This window comes from Patescibacteria group bacterium (genome assembly GCA_041651155.1).
In the GTDB taxonomy this organism is placed as follows: Bacteria; Patescibacteriota; Patescibacteriia; order CAIXNZ01; family CAIXNZ01; genus JAPLYF01.
On sequence record JBAZJU010000017.1, the window covers coordinates 1 to 4,277 of the forward strand.

The following is a 4,277-nucleotide window of genomic DNA, read 5'->3' on the forward strand; positions in this document are numbered from 1 at the left end:
CAAATAATACTTTCTACCCAACTTACTTTCGCGAAGCTGGTAGATCATTCCAAAATACTCAAATTCTGAATGCTTGCCTGCCGAAGCTCGGTAGAGCGTAGGCAGGAGCTACAACGGCAAATAATACACATTCTACCCAACTTACTATAGCAAAGCTGGTAGAGCGTCCATAAAAACTTAATAACTTAACTGCCTGCCCGCCGAAGCTCGCCAGAGCGTAGGCGGGAGCTACAACGGCAAATAATACATTCTTCTACCCAACTTACTTTCGCGAAGCTGGTAGAGCGTCCATAAAAACTTAATAACCTAACTGCCTGCCCGCCGAAGCTCGCCAGAGCGTAGGCGGGAGCTACAACGGCAAATAATACACATTCTACCCAACTTACTATAGCAAAGCTGGTAGAGCGTCCATAAAAACTTAATAACCTAACTGCCTGCCCGCCGAAGCTCGCCAGAGCGTAGGCGGGAGCTACAACGGCAAATAATACACATTCTACCCAACTTACTATAGCGAAGCTGGTAGATCGTCCTAAACTTTTCAATACTTAAGCCGAAGCCCTGAGCATAGCCGAAGGGTACAACGGCCAGATAAAAGTTTATGCATAAAATGCACAAACATCTTATTTATTTTAAACTATTTTAACGGATAAATTATGGATTACACAAACTTTTATCTGGCCAACGGCATGTAAATAAAAAAATCGGCTGAAATACGATTTTAAAATAATGATTTATAAAGTCTTGATCTGCTCAGCAAATTCAGAAATTTTAGCATTATCAGGATTTACTTCAATAAGCTTGGCTAACGACTGCCTGGCCAATTCTTTATCTTTGACCAAAATACTTATGGTTATAAAAAGATCTAAATATCTAGGATTATTTGGCTCTAAGTTTAAGGCGGTTTGCAGCACACTCAAGGCATTATTATAATCTTCCGTCTCATACAAAATTTCTGCTAATGCGAAATAAGAAGAACTGTCTTTTTTATTTAATTTAATCACGTGCTGATAAGTCTGCTTGGCTTCCAGATACTGCTTTTGCACAAAATATAAATTGGCTAACCCGCGATAAGCAGGGATATTCTTTGGTTCTAAACTTAAAATTTCCAGATATATTTTCTCTGCCTCTTGGTAAGATTCCTGATTTATCAAATCTTGCGCCGCTTCAAGCTGACTTTCAATCTTTTTCTCTAAAGTTTGAAATTCATCTTTTGTCATCAAAGCCTCTTTTGGAGGCTTAGCAGTCTTATATTTTTCTTCCCAGGCTTTGATTTTTTCTGTCAACAGATTAATTTTTCTCTGGCCAAAATTCGCAATAATTTTAAAAAATGGCTTTATTTTATTATAAAAAACCTTAAATTTTCTGGCCATTCGTTCTTCCATAATCTTTGTCCTAGTCTCTGCTTCTTTTTCTTTAGGAATTGAGCTGATATCAAAACCAGCAAGCAGAGGTAATTTTTTAAAAACAATACTAACAATTATTGCCAGGCTTATTAAAATAACTATTATAGAAATAATATTGTACATATTTTTAAAATTTTAACTGGATTTAATAATAGCATTGAAGCTGGAAATATTCAAGCTGGCTCCGCCGACTAAGACGCCGTCTACTAATGGCAATTTAAAAATATCTTTACTGTTTATTTCATTAACAGTCCCGCCATATAAAATTTTAATCTTACTGAATTTTTTCGGATACAAAACTTTAAGCATTTTTTTAATTTCCTGATGAGCTGCTGTAATATCTGACATTCTGGCAGAGCATTTTGTTTTGCATTTAACAAAAGTAGAGATTGCCCAGATCGGCTCATAGGCAATTAAAATATTCTCACATTTTTTGATTCCAGTCAAGGCTAATTTTAGCTGTTTATTTAAGACCTTGGCAGTCAAACCCTTTGCTCTTTCAGAAGAACTTTCACCAATGCACAAGACAGGGCGTATTTTATATTTTAAAAGCTGGATAATCTTTTTATTAATCTCCTTGTCTTTTTCATTAAAATAAATTCTTCTTTCTGAATGGCCGACCAGACAATAAGCGCAGCCTTCCTCTTTCAGCATTTTAGCTGAAACATCGCCAGTATAGGCGCCTGAGTCAAATTGCGAGACATTTTGCCCGGCTAATTTAATTTTCTTTTGTTTTAAATGTTTCCCCAATTCGCATAAAAAAGTATAAGGGGCGGCAATCACCACTTCGTTTTTTGATTTAACAATCTTTTTTATAAATCCCAAACTTTGCATAACCGACAAGTTCATCTTCCAATTGGCAATAATTACTTTCCTTCCGCCAGTGGCGGATCCAGTTTCGCGGGACATATCCTGCTTTTTCATAATTAAATCTTTACATGTTTTAAAATTTTCTTTTTATCTTTTAACGGACTGACCAAAACTAAATTTAATTTGTTTTTTTGGATTATATCTTTGGCCACCTTATTTACCTGGCTTTTAGTCACAGCCATTATTTTTTTTATTTTTTGTTCTGGGGTTAAAATACGTTTAGCTAATATAAATTCCCGGCCGTAAAAATCAGCCAAATCATTAAGCTCTTCCAGCTGCAAAGTCAAACGACCCTTTAAAAATGTCTTGGCTTTAGCCAATTCTTCAGCTGTTATTCCTTTGGCTTTTATGGCCCGCAAGTCTTTAAAAATAATAGCTAGCGCTTTATCCAATTTGGATATATCAATGCCTGAACGGATCATTAAATCTCCGCTATCTTCATAAATATCAGCCTGGGACCTTATGTAATAACATAAGCCTTGTTTTTCCCTAACATCAATAAATAGGCGCGAACTCATGTTGCCGCCTAAGATTATGGCCAAAAGATACAAAGCATACAGATCAGGATGAAAATAAGAATATGCAGGAAAGGCCATGGCCAAATGAGCTTGATTCGTGGCTTTATAATTTAATAGAATTTGAGGTTCAATTTGTTTTAATTTTACAGGCATTAATTCTGCGTCTGTAAATTTTTTACCAAAACCTGGCTGAACAAAATATTTGTTCAGGACATTTTCTATGTTTTTTGGGTATTTGCCCACAACCATTAAAACCGCATTAGCCGGCGCATAATAACTATTTAAATAATTCACAATCTGCTGCCTGGTCATTTTGCTAATTGATTCCCGCGTACCTGCTATATTGTGTTCCAAATCGCTGCCCTTAAACAGTAATTCTTCGCATAAAATCTCCGCATATTGAATTGGCTGATCTTCATACATTTTAATTTCTTCAATCACCACGCCTTTTTCTTTGGCAATTTCTTTAGCAGGAAATAAAGAATTATTCAGCATGTCAGCGAGTATATCGCAGGCCAAATCCAAATTATCTGAGTTAGCTTTAATATGATAGGCCGTGTGATCTTTAGAAGTATAAGCATTAAAGTCAGCGCCAATGCCATCCAATTCTTTAGATATGGCTAAAGTGGACGGCCTTTTTTTTGTACCCTTAAACATCAGGTGCTCAATAAAATGCGAGGCACCATGAATTGCTTTATCCTTTTCATTACGAGAACCTACCTTGTATATCAAATACACGGCCACGCTTTGGCTTTCTTTTTTGGGGACTAAAATAACTGGCAAGCCGTTTTTTAATTTCAGCTTTTGATACATAAATAAATTTAAAATTTAAAATGTCCGCCTTGGCTCGCATTTAATATTGCTTAGTTCATAAATAATAGCTAAGCCAAGAGAGACAGGCAAAATTTAAAATGACAATCCAAAATTTAAAATTTTTAACTGTAATTTAAAACTTTAAACTTTGCCTGCCTGCCGACCTTCGTCGGTCGAAACCGACTTCGGTCGGTGAAGACCGAAGCTTTAGCGCAGGCAGGAACTTTTAACTTAATCACTTAAATCTGTAATCTATAATCTGCAATCTTATCAATATTTTATCATAAAAATCATTGTTTTACCAGTTGACAATTACTTACAAATATCGTTATTTACAAAACCCTTGACAGAAAGTAAATAATATGGTATACTTTTATATCCTAAAAGGAGGGCATTGTTATGAAAACACTTAAGCAAATAGCCTATGACTATAGTGTCTTGGTTATCGGCACTCTGGCGTTTTACTTACATGCCGCCCGAAACTGAATGTCACTATTCTACCTGACCGCTTCTATCAACCTAGAGGCGGCCTTTTTTTATATATACGGGATGATTGAATTAATTCTGTTGAAAAATATGTAATATTTCGCTTGATTTGTTGGGGTTTCTGGTGATTTTAAGGGATAATTCTCGTGTATGAATTTAAAGCACGAGAAATCGTCTTGTTGCCAGG

The 4,277-nt window shown here is 35.8% G+C and carries 3 protein-coding genes; all 3 read right to left on the reverse strand.

The window, feature by feature from the left end; translation table 11 throughout:
- Nucleotides 1-731: 731 nt before the first annotated feature.
- From WC460_06945 to WC460_06955, 3 genes are read right to left on the reverse strand one after another with little or no spacing between them, the layout of a single operon-like run.
- Nucleotides 732-1,526, reverse strand: coding sequence for a tetratricopeptide repeat protein (locus WC460_06945; GenBank protein ID MFA5189066.1), 795 nt, complete (start codon nt 1,524-1,526; stop codon nt 732-734).
- 12 nt (nt 1,527-1,538) lie between these two features.
- Nucleotides 1,539-2,327, reverse strand: a complete 789-nt coding sequence (gene tpiA / locus WC460_06950) for a triose-phosphate isomerase (GenBank protein ID MFA5189067.1) — start codon at nt 2,325-2,327, stop codon at nt 1,539-1,541.
- Between the two features lie 2 nt (nt 2,328-2,329).
- On the reverse strand, nt 2,330-3,604 hold the full coding sequence (locus WC460_06955; GenBank protein ID MFA5189068.1) for a pitrilysin family protein: 1,275 nt from the start codon (nt 3,602-3,604) through the stop codon (nt 2,330-2,332).
- Between the last annotated feature and the right edge of the window lie 673 nt (nt 3,605-4,277).

Bases quoted from the DNA above. Each gene is read 5' to 3' on its own strand.
- WC460_06945 (MFA5189066.1), bottom strand. From the start codon at position 1,526: ATGTACAATATTATTTCTATAATAGTTATTTTAATAAGCCTGGCAATA.
- tpiA (MFA5189067.1), bottom strand. From the start codon at position 2,327: ATGAAAAAGCAGGATATGTCCCGCGAAACTGGATCCGCCACTGGCGGA.
- WC460_06955 (MFA5189068.1), bottom strand. From the start codon at position 3,604: ATGTATCAAAAGCTGAAATTAAAAAACGGCTTGCCAGTTATTTTAGTC.